The sequence below is a fragment of the Pseudomonas sp. AL03 genome (genome assembly GCF_029960815.1).
Classification (GTDB): Bacteria; Pseudomonadota; Gammaproteobacteria; order Pseudomonadales; family Pseudomonadaceae; genus Aquipseudomonas.
This window is the reverse complement of sequence record NZ_JASBRE010000027.1, coordinates 24,837-38,620: the sequence shown is the minus strand read 5'-3', so window position 1 is coordinate 38,620 and position 13,784 is coordinate 24,837. Positions and strand designations below refer to the sequence as shown.

Sequence of the window (13,784 nt, the reverse complement as noted above, 5' to 3'; positions counted from 1 at the left end):
CCCGGAGCAAGCTCTGCTCCTACATTTGACCTTTTTTGGTCAGTTACAGCGATTTGACGTTGATGATCTCGACGTCAAAGGTCAATGTCTTGCCGGCCAGCGGGTGGTTGAAGTCGATGGTCACTTGCTCGTCATCGAATTCCTTCACTACACCGGGCAACTCAGTATTCGCCGCATCGTTAAAGATCACCAGCAAGCCAGGCGACAGTTCCATGTCCTTGAACTGCGAGCGCGGGATGATCTGTACGTTCTGCGGGTTGGGTTGGCCAAAAGCGTTTTCCGGCGCAATTGTCAGCGTACGCTTGTCGCCAGCCTTGAAGCCGAACAGCGCTGCTTCGAAACCTGGCAACAGGTTACCGTCACCGACCTTGAAGGTCGCCGGGGCTTTGTCGAAGGTGCTGTCGACGGTGTCGCCGTTCTCCAGGCGCAGTGCAAAGTGCAAGGTGACTTCCGTGTTCTGGCGGATGCGTTGCTCAGCCAATACCTGTTCAGTCATGAACGGCTTCTCCAGTCTTTTTACTTTTGAACATATCCAGCGCAAGCATCACGGCACCGACAGTAATTGCACTGTCGGCAAAGTTGAACGCCGGGAAATACCAGCGGTTCTGCCAATGCACCAGGATGAAATCGATCACATGGCCATAGGCAATGCGGTCATACAGATTGCCCAGCGCGCCACCCAGAACCAGCGCCAGAGCGACGGCCAGCCAGGTTTCGTTGCGCCCCAGACGCTTGAGCCAGACCACCAGCACTGCACTGACCACCACAGCGATCAGGGCAAACAACCAGCGCTGCCAGCCAGAGCTGTCGGCCAGGAAACTGAACGCCGCGCCTGTGTTGTAAGCCAGTGTCCAGCTGAACAGATCGGGGATCACCACGATTTGCTGGTACATCTCGAGCTTGCCTTCGAAGTAGAACTTGCTGGCCTGGTCGATGACCAGGACCAGCAAACTCAACCAGAGCCAGCTCAGCCGTCCGAAACGACCAGCAGCATTAGGCATAGTGACGAACCTCGCCAGCGCCGCTGATATTGTCGACGCAACGGCCACAGATTTCCGGATGCTCCGGGTTTACGCCGACATCTTCACGGCAGTGCCAGCAACGGGCGCACTTGGCGAAGGCCGACTTGACGATTTTCAACTTCAGGCCGCTGACTTCGGTGACTACCGCGTCCTCTGGTGACTGAACAAAAGGCGCAACGCTGGCGGTCGAGGTGATCAGAACGAAACGCAGTTCGTTGCTCAGCTTGGCCAGATCGGCGCTCAGCGCCTCTTCGGCGAACAGCGTCACTTCGGCTTGCAGGTTGCCGCCGACAGCCTTGGCCGCGCGCTGGATTTCCATTTCCTTGTTGACCGCGACCTTCACCGCCATGATCCGCTCCCAGTAGGCGCGACCCAGTTCGACGTTGTCCGGCAGTTCAGTCAGGCCTCCGTACCAGGTGTTGAGCATCACCGATTCGTTACGCTCGCCCGGCAGGTATTCCCACAGTTCGTCGGCGGTGAAGGCGAGGATCGGCGCGATCCAGCGCACCAGCGCTTCACTGATGTGGTACAGCGCGGTTTGCGCCGAACGGCGGGCCTTGCTGTTGGCGCCAGTGGTGTACTGACGGTCCTTGATGATGTCCAGGTAGAAACCGCCCAACTCCTGCACGCAGAAATTGTGGATCTTGGAGTAGACGTTCCAGAAACGGTATTCGCCGTAGTGCTCTTGCAACTCGCGTTGTAGCAGCAGGGTGCGGTCTACAGCCCAACGGTCCAGGGCGAGCATTTCTTCGGCCGGCAGGATGTCGGTGGCCGGGTTGAAGCCGGTCAGGTTCGAAAGCAGGAAGCGCGCGGTGTTACGGATACGCCGGTAGGCGTCCGCACTGCGTTGCAGGATCTGCTCGGAAACGGCCATTTCACCCGAGTAATCGGTGGAAGCGACCCACAGCCGCATGATGTCGGCGCCCAGGGTGTCGTTGACCTTTTGTGGCGCGATCACGTTGCCCAAGGACTTGGACATCTTGCGGCCGGACTCGTCGACGGTGAAGCCGTGAGTCAGCAGCTCGCGGTACGGCGCGTGGTTGTCGATGGCGCAACCGGTCAGCAACGACGAGTGAAACCAGCCACGGTGTTGGTCAGAGCCTTCCAGGTACAAGTCGGCACGTGGGCCCGTCTCGTGGCCCATCGGGTGCGAACCGCGCAGGACATGCCAGTGCGTGGTGCCCGAATCGAACCAGACGTCCAGGGTGTCGCTGATCTTGTCGTACTGCGGCGCTTCATCGCCCAGCAGCTCAGCGGCGTCCATCTTGAACCAGGCTTCGATGCCTTCGACTTCGACGCGCTTGGCGACTTCTTCCATCAGCTCGGCGGTGCGTGGGTGCAGCTCGCCGCTTTCCTTGTTCAGGAAGAACGGGATCGGCACGCCCCAGTTACGCTGACGGGAGATGCACCAGTCCGGACGGTTGGCGATCATCGAGTGCAGGCGCGCCTGGCCCCAGGCCGGAACGAACTTGGTCTCTTCGATGGCTTTGATCGCGCGCTTGCGCAGGGTGTCGCCGGTCGCTGGTTCTTTGTCCATACCGATGAACCACTGCGCGGTGGCGCGGTAGATCAGTGGAGTCTTGTGACGCCAGCAGTGCATGTAACTGTGTTCGATGGTTTCGGTGTGCAGCAGCGCGCCGACTTCCGACAGCTTGTCGACGATGGCCGGGTTGGCCTTCCAGATGAACTGGCCACCGAAGAACTCCAGCGACGTCGCGTAGACGCCGTTGCTCTGTACCGGATTGAGGATGTCGTCGTTGACCATGCCGTACTTCTTGCAGGTCACGAAGTCGTCCACGCCGTAAGCCGGTGCGGAATGAACCACGCCGGTGCCGGCGCCCAGTTCGACGTACTCAGCCAGGTAAACCGGCGACAGACGGTCGTAGAACGGGTGACGGAAGTTGATCAGTTCCAGTTCCGAACCGGTGGTGGTCGCGATGACCGAGCCTTCCAGCTTGTAGCGCGCCAGGCACGACTCGACCAGCTCTTCAGCCAGCACCAACAGTTTGTCGCCGACGTCGACCAGGGCGTAGTTGAATTCCGGGTGAACGTTCAGCGCCTGGTTGGCCGGAATGGTCCACGGGGTGGTGGTCCAGATCACGATCGAAGCAGGTTTTCCCAGCGACGGCAGACCGAAAGCGGCCGCCAGCTTGGCTTCGTCGGCAATCGGAAAGGCCACGTCGATGGTCGAGGACTTTTTGTTCTCGTACTCGACTTCCGCTTCAGCCAGGGCCGAACCGCAGTCGAAGCACCAGTTCACAGGCTTGAGGCCCTTGAACACAAAACCGCCCTTGACGATTTCAGCCAGGGCGCGAATTTCACCGGCCTCGTTTTTGAAGTCCATGGTCTTGTACGGATTGGCAAAGTCGCCCAACACGCCCAGACGGATGAATTCGGATTTCTGACCTTCGATCTGCTCGGTGGCATAGGCACGGCACAGTTCGCGGGTCTTGTCCGCGCCCAGATTCTTACCGTGGGTCACTTCGACTTTGTGCTCGATCGGCAGACCGTGGCAGTCCCAGCCCGGAACATAAGGCGCGTCGAAACCCGACAGGGTTTTCGAGCGGATGATCATGTCCTTGAGAATCTTGTTCAGCGCATGACCGATGTGAATCGTGCCGTTGGCGTACGGAGGACCGTCGTGCAGAACGAACTTCGGACGATCCTTGCCAATCTCGCGCAACTTACCGTACAGGCCAATGCTGTCCCAGCGCTGCAGAATCTGCGGTTCGCGCTGAGGCAGGCCGGCCTTCATTGGGAAGGCGGTGTCCGGAAGGTTTAGCGTGGCTTTATAGTCGGTCATTTAAGGCTCTTCATTAGCGATTGGCGCTAGGTGCGACAGGGCACGGGCGGCGGCAACATCCGCATTGATCGCCGTCTTAAGCGCCTCCAGAGAGGCGAAACGCTGCTCTTCACGCAGCTTGTGGTGGAAAACCACCGTCAAACGCCGGTCATACAGATCGCCGGCAAAATCTAAAAGGTGCACTTCGAGGTGGGCTTTGCCATCACCTTGTACCGTGGGCCGCACGCCAATGTTGGCGACACCTGGCCAGGTCTTGCCGTCGATGTCGACGTTGACCAGATAAACCCCAGTCAGCGGCACGCGACGACGCTTGAGTTGTATGTTGGCGGTCGGCGTGCCCAGTTGCCGTGCCAGCTTCTGGCCGTGCAGGACCCGCCCGGTGATCTGGAAAGGACGACCGAGCAGCCCTTCGGCCAAGGCGAAATCGGCGGCGGCCAAGGCATTTCGCACCTGAGTGCTGCTGACGCGAATGCCGTCCAGTACGACGGTTTGCGCCGCTTCGACGGTGAAGCCCTGTATCACGCCGGCCTGTTGCAGGAAATCGAAATCCCCTACCCGGTCACAGCCGAAACGGAAGTCGTCACCGACCTCCAGATGCTGGACCCCGAGGCCGTCCACCAGAATGGTGTCGACGAATTCGCTGGCGCCGAGCTTGCTCAAGCGCTGATTGAAGGCCAGGCACAGGACCCGGTCGACACCTTCCTCAGCCAACAGCTGCAGTTTGTCCCGTAGCCGGGCCAGACGGGCCGGAGCCGTGTCAGGGGCGAAGAATTCTCGCGGCTGCGGCTCGAAAATCACCACGCAGCTGGGCACGCCCAACTCGAGCGCTCGCTCGCGTAGCCTCGCCAGGATCGCCTGGTGGCCACGGTGAACACCGTCAAAGTTGCCAATAGTGGCGACGCAGCCCCGATGCTGGGGGCGCAGATTGTGGAGGCCTCGAACCAGCTGCATAACGCGCTTCTTGCTCATAAAGTGGTCGATTATAACCACACCCGGCGGCCGACGACAGGCAACACCGTAACCCAAAGTGATCGAGCCGACAAAACCGTCGATTCGCCCGTGTTTATCAAGGCAAGGACCTCAGCTCAACGCCTTGCGATTGAAGTCGCGCAAACGGAAGCCCATCAGCAGTAACATGCCGAAATAAGCGACCACACCGGCAACAACCAGTGCGCCCAGACGCAGGAACCGTTCAAGCATATGGCCCTGATCCCACGTCGGCATGAAATGCATCCCGACCAGTAGCACAACAGACATCACCAACACCGCGATCACTAGTTTGGCAGCGAACTTCGCCCAACCCGGTTGCGGCTGATACATCTGCTGCTTGCGCAGTTGATAGAACAGCAGGCTGGCGTTAATGCACGCACCGATGCTGATGGCCAAAGCCAGACCGGCATGGGCCAGCGGGCCGATCAACACCAGGTTGAACAATTGGGTAACGATCAGGGTGAAAATCGCGATTTTTACCGGCGTGCGGATGTTTTGTTGCGCATAAAAGCCCGGCGCCAGCACTTTGATCACGATAATCCCGAGCAAACCGACCGAATAAGCGATCAGAGCCCGTTGCGTCATGGAGGCGTCAAACGCGCTGAACTGACCGTACTGAAACAGCGAAACCGTCAGCGGCTCAGCCAAAATGCCCAACGCCAGCGAGCACGGCAGCACCAGCACGAAGCACAGGCGCAAACCCCAATCGAGGATCCGCGAATATTCCTGGCGATCCTTGCTGGCATAGGTCTTGGCCAGGGTCGGCAGGAGAATCGTACCCAGCGCCACACCCAGAACGCCGGAGGGCAACTCCATCAAACGGTCGGCGTAGTACATCCAGGACACGGAACCGGCGACCAGGAACGAGGCGAAAATGGTATTGATGATCAGCGAAATCTGGCTCACGGACACGCCGAGAATCGCCGGAAGCATTTGTTTCATGACCCGCCAGACGCCGCTGTCACGCAGGTTCAGACGTGGCAACACCAGCAGGCCGATCTTCTTCAGGTGCGGCAACTGATAGAGCAATTGCGCCAGGCCGCCCACCAGTACTGCCCAGCCCAACGCCATGACCGGCGGATCGAAATACGGCGTCAGAAACAACGAAAAGATGATCATGCTGACATTGAGCAGGGTCGGCACGAAGGCCGGCACCGAGAAGCGGTTATACGTATTGAGGATCGCCCCGGCCAATGAAGACAGGGAGATCAGCAATATATAAGGAAAGGTCACCCGCAGCAGATCGGAAGTCAGCTCGAATTTTTCCGGCGTATCGGTGAAACCCGGCGCGGTCGCCCAGATGACCCACGGCGCGGCGATCATGCCCAAAGCGGTGACCAGCGCCAGCACCAGCGTCAGCAGGCCCGATATGTAAGCAATGAAGGTTCGCGTCGCCTCCTCGCCCTTCTGGCTTTTGTATTCAGCAAGAATCGGCACGAACGCCTGGGAAAATGCCCCTTCAGCGAAGATCCGCCGCAGCAGATTGGGCAGTTTGAAGGCGATAAAGAAGGCGTCGGTCGCCATCCCCGCGCCAAATGTACGCGCGATAAGGGTGTCACGTACGAACCCCAGAACCCGGGAAAGCATCGTGATAGAGCTGACGGCGGCCAACGATTTGAGCAGATTCATTGAAAGAGTTTGTGCCTGTCGATAAACAGCAGGCGAACAAAGCGCCTACTTATGCGATACTCCGCGCCGCAGCAGCACAGAGCCAAAGCTCGCGAGTTTACAGGTCAAGCGCCGGAAATAAATATCCCGCCTCTTTATACCTACCACTTAGCGGAACGTCTCAACCGCCCTTGACAAGACATCAACTCATCGGCATGATTCGCGGCCTATTTTGTTTGCTATTTCCTAAAAAGTCTTTCGAGGAGCTCGACGGTGGCCAACACACCTTCCGCCAAAAAACGTGCAAAACAGGCTGAGAAGCGTCGCAGCCACAACGCCAGCCTGCGTTCCATGGTTCGTACCTACATCAAGAATGTAGTTAAAGCCATTGACGCAAAAGACGCTGAAAAAGCTCAAGCTGCTTACGTTCTGGCAGTGCCAGTTATCGACCGCATGGCCGATAAAGGCATCATCCACAAGAACAAGGCTGCTCGTCATAAGAGCCGCCTGAACGGTCACGTCAAGGCTCTGAACCTTGCTGTTGCCGCATAAGCGATAAGCTTGTTGAAAAACCGACCCCAGGGTCGGTTTTTTATTGCCTGTGATTTAGTAAGCCCAGCGCAAAAAAAATGGGAAGGGCCAGCCCCGCCCCATACTTTTGATCTTCTTTAGATTACTGAGCCTGCGCCCACGGCAAAATTGGAATCGCCGTCACCGCATTCTGCGGACTGCCTTCGATCACCCGATCGCTGTAGACCAGGTACACCAGCGTATTGCGCTTCTTGTCGAGGAATCGCACCACCTGCATGGTCTTGAACACCAGCGATGTGCGCTCCTTGAACACCTCGTCGCCATCCTTCAACTCACCCTTGAAGCTGATCGGCCCGACCTGACGGCAAGCGATAGAGGCTTCAGCGCGATCTTCAGCCAGCCCCAAACCACCCTTCACGCCGCCCGTCTTGGCTCGCGACAGGTAGCAAGTCACGCCCTCGACCTTTGGATCATCAAACGCCTCGACGACGATACGGTCGTTCGGGCCGACGAATTTGAACACCGTCGACACCTGACCAATCTCCTCGGCCGAGGCCAGCAGCGGCACCGCCAACAACAGGCCCAACAATCCTTTTGCAACGCGCATTCAGGTATTCCCTCAGACCAGGATCAGGTTATCGCGGTGAACCAGTTCCGGTTCCGCCATGTAACCCAACAGACCGACAATCGCCTCAGACGACTGACCGATGATTTTTTGTGCTTCCAGCGCGCTGTAGTTGGCCAGGCCTCGGGCGATTTCACGACCGTCCGGCGCCACGCAAACCACCATCTCACCACGACGGAAGCTGCCCTGGACCAGCTTGACACCGACCGGCAGCAAACTTTTGTTGCCCTGGGACAGCGCCGTCACCGCACCAGCATCCAGCACGAGCGTGCCGCGGGTTTGCAGGTGCCCGGCCAGCCATTGCTTGCGCGCCGCCAGCAGGCCGCGCTCAGGTGACAGCAAGGTGCCGATGCGCTCGCCCGCCTTGAGGCGATCCAGCACGCGCTCAATACGCCCGCCGACGATGACGGTATGCGCACCGGAACGAGCCGCCAGCCGCGCAGCGCGCAATTTGGTCTGCATGCCGCCACGACCCAGCGCGCCACCCGTACCGCCCGCTACCGCATCCAGCGCCGGATCATCGGCGCGCGCTTCGTAAATCAGATTGGCGTGAGGGTTGTTGCGCGGATCGGCGTCGAACATGCCGTCGCGATCGGTGAGGATCACCAGCAAGTCAGCTTCGACCAGGTTGGCTACCAGCGCCGCCAGGGTGTCGTTATCGCCGAAACGGATTTCGTCAGTGACCACAGTGTCGTTTTCGTTGATCACCGGAATAACTTTCAGCTCAACCAACGCTCGCAAGGTGCTGCGGGCGTTCAGGTAGCGCTTGCGGTCGGACAAGTCGTCGTGAGTCAGGAGAATCTGCGCGGTATGCCGGCCATGCTCGGCAAAGCTCGACTCCCAGGCCTGCACCAACCCCATCTGACCAATGGCGGCAGCGGCCTGCAACTCGTGCATCGCACTGGGCCGTACGGTCCAGCCCAAGCGACTCATACCGGCCGCCACCGCCCCGGAGGACACCAGCACCAGCTCGACGCCAGCCTCATGCAAAGCCACCATCTGTTCGACCCAAACACCCATTGCCGCGCGATCCAGGCCCTTGCCGTCCGCAGTCAGCAAAGCGCTGCCGATCTTCACGACCCAACGCTGCGCACCTGTCACCTTGCTCCGCATCATCTTCAACCCTAGCTTGAGGACAGCGCGACCCAGCGCTGCCCGTGACGTTATTCGTGACTACCAATTTCCAGATACTAAAACGCCGCTCGATTGAGCGGCGCCTAAAGTGCCGGCTTGCCAGCGATGATAACACCGCGATCAGGCAGATAGACCGCCTTCGCGGGCAAGCCTCGCTCCTACCGAATCAGTCACGCACGTAAATGATTTCCGGACCGTCTTCGTCATCCACATCTTCTTCATCCCAATCATCGTCGCCGATGTCGTGGACCGACTTCACGCCGCTACGACGCAGGGCACGCTGGTCATCCAGCGCCTGCAGCTGAGCACGGGCTTCGTCTTCGATGCGCTGATCGAGCTCGGCCAACTCTTCTTTGTAGACCGGGTCGTTAGCCAGGCGATCGGCACGATCTTCCATGTAACGCATGATGTCGTGGCAAAGACGCTCAGTGCCCAGCTTGGAGATGGCCGAGATCACGTAGACCGGACCGGCCCATTCCAAGCGATCAACGATCTCCTTGACGCGAGCATCATGCTCTTCTTCAAGGATCTGGTCGCACTTGTTCAGCACCAACCAACGATCACGCTCAGCCAGGGACGGGCTGAACTTGGTCAGTTCGCTGACGATCACTTCAGCGGCATCCGGGGCGCTGGCGTCATCGAGCGGCGCCATGTCCACAAGGTGCAACAGCAGACGCGTACGCGACAAGTGCTTGAGGAAACGAATCCCCAGACCCGCGCCATCGGAAGCGCCTTCGATCAGACCCGGAATGTCCGCTACCACGAAGCTTTTCCAGCGATCGACACTGACCACGCCCAGGTTTGGCACCAACGTGGTGAACGGATAATCGGCGACTTTTGGCTTGGCGGCCGAGACCGAACGAATGAAGGTACTTTTGCCAGCATTCGGTAAACCCAGCAGACCGACGTCAGCCAACACCTTCATTTCCAGCTTCAGATCACGCGCCTCACCCGGCTTGCCCGGAGTGGTCTGACGCGGAGCACGGTTGGTACTGGACTTGAATCGGGTGTTACCCAAGCCGTGCCAGCCGCCGTGAGCAACCAACAGACGCTGACCCGCTTTTGTCAGGTCGCCAATCACTTCCTGAGTAGCGGAGTCGATGACCGTGGTGCCAACCGGGACACGCAGCACCAGCTCTTCACCTTTCTTGCCAGTGCAGTCGGTGCTGCCGCCGTTGGAACCGCGCTCGGCATCGAAGTGCCGGGTGTAACGGTAGTCCACCAGGGTGTTGAGGTTTTCGTCGGCGATCATGTAGACCGAGCCGCCATCACCACCGTCACCGCCGTTCGGGCCGCCGTTTTCAATGAATTTTTCGCGACGGAAGCTCATGCAACCGTTGCCGCCGTCACCGGCCTTTACTCGAATCGATACTTCATCAACAAACTTCATAACAAAACGCCTCTCGCCATACGGACGAGCCGAAAAAACCTAGACATAAGACTCTTGCAAAAATGAGCGCAGCGACCTCAATCAACGACCGCAAATCCAGCGCTGGAGCCCATCACAAACAGCTTTGCAAGAGACTCACCCCACAAACGAAAAAGCCCCGTCGCAAGACAGGGCTTTTCCAGCAACTGCGTAATTATGCCGCGACGACTTCAGTCTTCGGGACAATGCTTACGTAACGGCGATTGAAAGCGCCTTTTACTTCGAACTTGATCACGCCGTCGATTTTAGCGAACAGAGTGTGATCTTTGCCCATACCAACGCCGTAGCCAGCGTGGAATTGGGTGCCGCGCTGACGCACGATGATGTTGCCCGGAATGATAACCTGGCCGCCATACATCTTCACGCCAAGGCGTTTGGCTTCTGAGTCGCGACCGTTACGGGTACTACCACCAGCTTTTTTGTGTGCCATGAGTCAATTCTCCTAGTGAGGAATTAGGCTGAAATTAAGCCTGAATACCGGTGATTTTGATCTCGGTGTACCACTGGCGGTGGCCCATACGCTTCATGTGGTGCTTACGACGACGGAACTTGATGATGCGGACTTTATCGTGACGACCTTGGGAGATCACTTCAGCCACAACGGTAGCGCCAGGAACAACTGGAGCGCCGATATTCACGTCGTCGCCATTGGCAACCAACAGAACGCGATCAAAAGTAACGGATTCGCCGGTAGCGATTTCCAGTTTTTCGATCTTCAGGTATTCACCTGGAGCAACTTTGTACTGCTTGCCACCAGTAACGATTACTGCATAAGACATGGTATTTCTCCGATAATCCTGCTCACCCAGCTCTTTATAAGAAGAGGTATTGGCTGGCATGGCTGCATAAGGCTGGAAGGCCTGTTTGCAATTGCGTAAGGCAGGTGCTGCCCAGGAAGTTCAGGGTGCGCGATTGTACGCAAGCTACCGGGGCGATGCAAGAGGCCGTCCATCGTACCTTGACACTCGCCGACGCGGGTCCTAGCATGCCGCGCAACCCTTCTGGAGCAACTGTCGCTGATGCAACCCCAAGCTTTCTACCGCGCGGTGGCGGACGATTTTAGCGCCGTCGACGGCATCATCAAGAAGCAGCTGGCTTCCCGAGTGCCGCTGGTATCGAAAATCGGCGACTACATAACCTCGGCTGGCGGTAAACGCCTGCGTCCATTGTTAGTCTTGCTGTGTGGCAAGGCCCTGGGCCGCGAAGGCGATGACCTGCGCCTGCTGGCCGCGACCATCGAGTTCCTGCATACAGCGACCCTGCTGCATGACGACGTGGTCGACATGTCCGGTATGCGCCGTGGCCGCTCGACCGCCAACGCCATGTGGGGTAACGCCCCAAGCGTGCTGGTGGGTGACTTTCTGTATTCGCGGTCCTTCGAAATGATGGTCGAACTGGGCTCCATGCCGGTGATGAAGATCCTTTCGCAAGCCACGCGCATCATCGCCGAAGGCGAAGTGTTGCAGCTTTCCAAGGTCCGTGACGCCAGCACCACTGAAGAAACCTACATGGAAGTCATCCGCGGCAAGACCGCGATGCTCTTCGAAGCGTCGACACACAGCGCCGCAGCCCTGTGCGAAGCCACTCCGGAACAGAGCGAAGCGCTGCGTACCTTCGGCGATCACCTGGGCGTAGCCTTCCAACTGGTCGACGACCTGCTGGACTACAAAGGTGACGCTGAAACCTTGGGCAAGAACGTCGGTGACGACCTGGCTGAAGGCAAGCCGACCCTGCCGCTGATCTACACCATGCGTGAAGGTACGCCGGAGCAGGCTGCACTGGTTCGCAAGGCGATCCAGAAAGGCGGCATCGAAGACCTGGAAAGCATCCGCGAAGCCGTGGAAGCGTCAGGCTCGCTGGATTACACCGCCCAGCTGGCTCGCGACTTCGTGGCCCGCGCGATCAAATGCCTCGATGCGCTGCCAGCCAGCGAGTATCGCGATGCGCTGGTCGAGTTGAGCGAGTTTGCGGTCGCGCGCACGCACTGACACCTCAACCTGTGGGGCCCCTCCCCCACAGGTTTGCTCCATCACCCTCCTCCGCCTAAAAACCCTATACAATGTGCGACTTTTAGCGACCCTGACTCCAAGGAGCTTTAGTGAGCACGTTGCCACCCTGCCCAAAATGCAATTCCGAATACACCTACGAAGACGGCGCCCAGCTGATCTGCCCTGAGTGCGCCCACGAGTGGTCCGCCAGCGGCGAAGCCGAAGCAGTGTCCGATGACACCGCGAAGAAGGATTCGGTGGGCAACGTCCTGCAGGACGGCGACACCATCACCGTGATCAAGGACCTCAAGGTCAAAGGCACGTCGCTGGTGGTCAAGGTCGGCACCAAGGTCAAGAACATCCGCCTGTGCGATGGCGATCACGACATCGATTGCAAGATCGACGGCATCGGCCCGATGAAGCTCAAATCCGAGTTCGTCAGAAAAGTCTGAGCCTGTTGTCTTCCATCCTGCGCCCTGCGTGGGATGGTGGTTCACCTCCCCCGCTTTACCCAACAATCCTTCGCAATAGCCAAACGCCAGCCGTTTTGACCTACGCAACCCTTACCCAGAATAAAACACAAACCGCCAATAGGTCCTTGCTATTTAATGAATAAGAATTATTCTCATTGAAACCAATCAATGGAGATGAGACCCATGACTTATTTGATCGATGCCTGGCTGGACCGGCCACACCCTTACCTCAGGATCCTCCATCGGGAAACCGGGGAAGTCTGTGCGGTGCTTGAAGAAGAAGCCTTGAGCGAGCTGCAGGATCAGGGTGATCTGGATGTCGACGGCTTGAGTTCCAGCGAGCCGGTGGTGCTTAAGGAACTGGTGCGCAATCTGTTTCTGTTCTGCTATGCCCGGGCATTGCGCCCGACAAGCGAACTGCACCACAAGATTGAAATATGAAAAACGCAAAACCTTGTAGGAGCGAGGCTTGCCCGCGAAACAGGCAACTCGGTTCCGACTTGAAACCGAGGTGATGCATTCGCGAGCAAGCTTCGCTCCTACAGGCTCATGTATTACAGAACGTCGAGCAGCTCGACGTCGAATACCAGTACGCTGTGCGGTGGAATGCTGCCAACGCCTTGAGCGCCGTAAGCCAGTTCGCTCGGCACGTACAGACGCCATTTGCTACCGGCGTTCATCAGTTGCAGGGCTTCGGTCCAGCCAGCGATCACGCCGCCGACCGGGAATTCTGCAGGCTGACCACGATCGTAGGAGCTGTCGAACACAGTGCCGTCGATCAGGGTGCCGTGGTAGTGAGTACGCACTTGATCTTCACGGGTTGGCTTGGCGCCCTCACCGGCGGTCAGCACTTCGAATTGCAGGCCGGAAGCCAGGGTGGTGATGCCGTCACGCTTGGCGTTTTCAGCCAGGAATGCCAGGCCTTCGCCAGCCGCTGCTTCAGCTTTGGCGGCTGCTTCAGCTTGCATGATTTCGCGGATCACCTTGAAGCTTGCGGACATTTCTTCCTGACCCACACGGCTTTCCTTGCCGGCGAATGCGTCGGTCAGACCCGCCAGGATCGCGTCCAGGTTAACGCCCGGTGGCGGGTTGTCGCGCAGTTGGTCGCCCAGCTGACGGCCAATACCGTAGCTGACGCGGGTTTCGTCGGTGGACAGATTTACTTCGGACATGACACTGCT

At 58.4% G+C, this 13,784-nt stretch carries 15 protein-coding genes; 4 read left to right on the top strand and 11 right to left on the bottom strand.

All coding sequences use genetic code 11. The features are described 5' to 3' along the window. Positions 1 to 43: 43 nt before the first annotated feature. The 5 genes from fkpB to murJ all read right to left on the bottom strand — a co-directional run bounded on the left by fkpB (position 44) and on the right by murJ (position 6,444). On the bottom strand, positions 44 to 481 hold the full coding sequence (fkpB, locus tag QK293_RS22180) for an FKBP-type peptidyl-prolyl cis-trans isomerase (protein ID WP_282381134.1): 438 nt from the start codon (positions 479 to 481) through the stop codon (positions 44 to 46). A gap of 7 nt (positions 482 to 488) precedes the next feature. Beyond that, positions 489 to 1,001: a signal peptidase II gene (gene lspA / locus QK293_RS22175; RefSeq protein WP_282381086.1), complete on the bottom strand. Its 513-nt coding sequence runs from the start codon at positions 999 to 1,001 to the stop codon at positions 489 to 491. Further along, positions 994 to 3,825, bottom strand: coding sequence for an isoleucine--tRNA ligase (gene ileS / locus QK293_RS22170; RefSeq protein ID WP_282381084.1), 2,832 nt, complete (start codon positions 3,823 to 3,825; stop codon positions 994 to 996). The genes lspA and ileS overlap by 8 nt, the downstream gene beginning before the upstream one ends. After that, positions 3,826 to 4,776, bottom strand: a complete 951-nt coding sequence (ribF, locus tag QK293_RS22165; protein WP_282381081.1) for a bifunctional riboflavin kinase/FAD synthetase — start codon at positions 4,774 to 4,776, stop codon at positions 3,826 to 3,828. 129 nt (positions 4,777 to 4,905) lie between these two features. After that, complete coding sequence (gene murJ / locus QK293_RS22160; protein WP_282381079.1) at positions 4,906 to 6,444, bottom strand: murein biosynthesis integral membrane protein MurJ; 1,539 nt, start codon at positions 6,442 to 6,444, stop codon at positions 4,906 to 4,908. Between the two features lie 252 nt (positions 6,445 to 6,696). Between murJ and rpsT the strand changes: the two genes are divergently transcribed. After that, complete coding sequence (gene rpsT / locus QK293_RS22155; RefSeq protein WP_008154937.1) at positions 6,697 to 6,975, top strand: 30S ribosomal protein S20; 279 nt, start codon at positions 6,697 to 6,699, stop codon at positions 6,973 to 6,975. Between the two features lie 121 nt (positions 6,976 to 7,096). Here rpsT and QK293_RS22150 read toward each other — a convergent pair whose 3' ends face one another. The 5 genes from QK293_RS22150 to rplU all read right to left on the bottom strand — a co-directional run bounded on the left by QK293_RS22150 (position 7,097) and on the right by rplU (position 10,921). Further along, complete coding sequence (locus tag QK293_RS22150) at positions 7,097 to 7,561, bottom strand: CreA family protein (RefSeq protein WP_282381077.1); 465 nt, start codon at positions 7,559 to 7,561, stop codon at positions 7,097 to 7,099. Positions 7,562 to 7,573: 12 nt separating this feature from the next. Next, positions 7,574 to 8,692 (bottom strand): glutamate 5-kinase, encoded by a 1,119-nt coding sequence (proB, locus tag QK293_RS22145; RefSeq protein WP_282381132.1) that lies wholly within the window; start codon positions 8,690 to 8,692, stop codon positions 7,574 to 7,576. 187 nt (positions 8,693 to 8,879) lie between these two features. Beyond that, on the bottom strand, positions 8,880 to 10,103 hold the full coding sequence (gene cgtA, locus QK293_RS22140) for an Obg family GTPase CgtA (protein ID WP_282381075.1): 1,224 nt from the start codon (positions 10,101 to 10,103) through the stop codon (positions 8,880 to 8,882). Positions 10,104 to 10,296: 193 nt separating this feature from the next. Beyond that, positions 10,297 to 10,572: a 50S ribosomal protein L27 gene (gene rpmA / locus QK293_RS22135; RefSeq protein WP_003215862.1), complete on the bottom strand. Its 276-nt coding sequence runs from the start codon at positions 10,570 to 10,572 to the stop codon at positions 10,297 to 10,299. 34 nt (positions 10,573 to 10,606) lie between these two features. Further along, positions 10,607 to 10,921, bottom strand: a complete 315-nt coding sequence (rplU, locus tag QK293_RS22130; protein WP_007901869.1) for a 50S ribosomal protein L21 — start codon at positions 10,919 to 10,921, stop codon at positions 10,607 to 10,609. A 240-nt stretch (positions 10,922 to 11,161) separates the two neighbouring features. Between rplU and QK293_RS22125 the strand changes: the two genes are divergently transcribed. From QK293_RS22125 to QK293_RS22115, 3 genes are all read left to right on the top strand, one after another. Beyond that, positions 11,162 to 12,130 carry a polyprenyl synthetase family protein gene (locus QK293_RS22125; protein WP_282381070.1) on the top strand — a complete coding sequence of 323 codons (969 nt, stop codon included), beginning with the start codon at positions 11,162 to 11,164 and terminating at the stop codon, positions 12,128 to 12,130. Positions 12,131 to 12,240: 110 nt separating this feature from the next. Further along, entirely contained in the window at positions 12,241 to 12,582 is a 342-nt protein-coding gene (locus QK293_RS22120; RefSeq protein WP_282381068.1) for a zinc ribbon domain-containing protein YjdM, read from the top strand. Positions 12,583 to 12,786: 204 nt separating this feature from the next. After that, entirely contained in the window at positions 12,787 to 13,044 is a 258-nt protein-coding gene (locus QK293_RS22115; protein ID WP_282381066.1) for a hypothetical protein, read from the top strand. Between the two features lie 113 nt (positions 13,045 to 13,157). On the opposite strand, the gene QK293_RS22110 is transcribed toward QK293_RS22115, so the two are convergent. Beyond that, the gene (locus tag QK293_RS22110; protein WP_282381064.1) at positions 13,158 to 13,775 is read right to left on the bottom strand and encodes an FKBP-type peptidyl-prolyl cis-trans isomerase; all 618 of its coding nucleotides are present in this window, start codon (positions 13,773 to 13,775) and stop codon (positions 13,158 to 13,160) included. Positions 13,776 to 13,784 lie beyond the last annotated feature (9 nt).

Excerpts from the sequence above, each read along its gene's own strand:
- murJ (WP_282381079.1), bottom strand. The coding sequence starts at position 6,444 with ATGAATCTGCTCAAATCGTTGGCCGCCGTCAGCTCTATCACGATGCTT.
- proB (WP_282381132.1), bottom strand. The coding sequence starts at position 8,692 with ATGCGGAGCAAGGTGACAGGTGCGCAGCGTTGGGTCGTGAAGATCGGC.
- QK293_RS22125 (WP_282381070.1), top strand. The coding sequence starts at position 11,162 with ATGCAACCCCAAGCTTTCTACCGCGCGGTGGCGGACGATTTTAGCGCC.
- ileS (WP_282381084.1), bottom strand. The coding sequence starts at position 3,825 with ATGACCGACTATAAAGCCACGCTAAACCTTCCGGACACCGCCTTCCCA.
- rplU (WP_007901869.1), bottom strand. The coding sequence starts at position 10,921 with ATGTCTTATGCAGTAATCGTTACTGGTGGCAAGCAGTACAAAGTTGCT.
- QK293_RS22110 (WP_282381064.1), bottom strand. The coding sequence starts at position 13,775 with ATGTCCGAAGTAAATCTGTCCACCGACGAAACCCGCGTCAGCTACGGT.
- QK293_RS22150 (WP_282381077.1), bottom strand. The coding sequence starts at position 7,561 with ATGCGCGTTGCAAAAGGATTGTTGGGCCTGTTGTTGGCGGTGCCGCTG.
- ribF (WP_282381081.1), bottom strand. The coding sequence starts at position 4,776 with ATGCAGCTGGTTCGAGGCCTCCACAATCTGCGCCCCCAGCATCGGGGC.
- lspA (WP_282381086.1), bottom strand. The coding sequence starts at position 1,001 with ATGCCTAATGCTGCTGGTCGTTTCGGACGGCTGAGCTGGCTCTGGTTG.
- QK293_RS22115 (WP_282381066.1), top strand. The coding sequence starts at position 12,787 with ATGACTTATTTGATCGATGCCTGGCTGGACCGGCCACACCCTTACCTC.
- cgtA (WP_282381075.1), bottom strand. The coding sequence starts at position 10,103 with ATGAAGTTTGTTGATGAAGTATCGATTCGAGTAAAGGCCGGTGACGGC.
- rpmA (WP_003215862.1), bottom strand. The coding sequence starts at position 10,572 with ATGGCACACAAAAAAGCTGGTGGTAGTACCCGTAACGGTCGCGACTCA.